Here is a 760-nt window from a genome sequence, read left to right on the forward strand (position 1 = left end):
CGCGCTGTGGCGCTCCTTGGTAGCCGGCATCGGCTGAGACAAATTGCTCCTCTCCATGAAGCAGATTACCCAGCTGATTGAGGTCATGCTCGTTGGCCGCGGTGGTGACTAGGCTGTGGGTCAGGCCACTCTTGGCATCGACACCAATGTGGGCCTTCATGCCAAAGTGCCACTGATTGCCTTTCTTGGTCTGATGCATCTCCGGATCGCGTTGCTGCTCTTTGTTCTTGGTAGAGCTGGGTGCCTCAATGATGGTGGCATCCACCAAAGTGCCTTGGGTCATCATGACGCCTGCTTCGGCCAGCCAGCGATTGATGGTCTTGAACAATTGACGGGCCAGTTGATGCTGCTCGAGCAGGTGGCGGAAATTCATGATGGTGGTGCGATCCGGCAGGGCGCTATCCAGGGATAATCGGGCAAACAGGCGCATGGAGGCGATTTCGTACAGGGCATCTTCCATGGCACCGTCGCTCAGGTTGTACCAATGCTGCATGCAGTGAATACGCAGCATGGTCTCCAGCGGATAGGGCCGTCGGCCATTGCCCGCCTTGGGATAAAACGGCTCGATGACAGCGGTCATATTCTGCCATGGCAGAATCTGCTCCATGCGGGAGAGGAAAATCTCTTTTCGGGTCTGACGGCGCTTAGTGCTGAATTCACTATCGGCGAAGGTGAGTTGATGGCTCATGATGTCCCTCTGGGATGCGCTCCGGATGAATATGATGATCTCATATCAGGAACTTGTTCGCACCTTCCTTAA

The 760-nt window shown here is 55.3% G+C and carries 1 protein-coding gene; it reads right to left on the reverse strand.

The genetic code is table 11. The annotated features are described in order from the left end of the window. On the reverse strand, positions 1-688 hold a 688-nt coding region (locus IEZ13_RS46150; protein ID WP_049590102.1), incomplete at its 3' end, for an IS5-like element ISKpn26 family transposase. Positions 689-760: the final 72 nt, after the last annotated feature.

Source organism: Actinoplanes campanulatus, from assembly GCF_014647795.1.
In the GTDB taxonomy this organism is placed as follows: domain Bacteria; phylum Actinomycetota; class Actinomycetes; order Mycobacteriales; family Micromonosporaceae; genus Actinoplanes; species Actinoplanes campanulatus.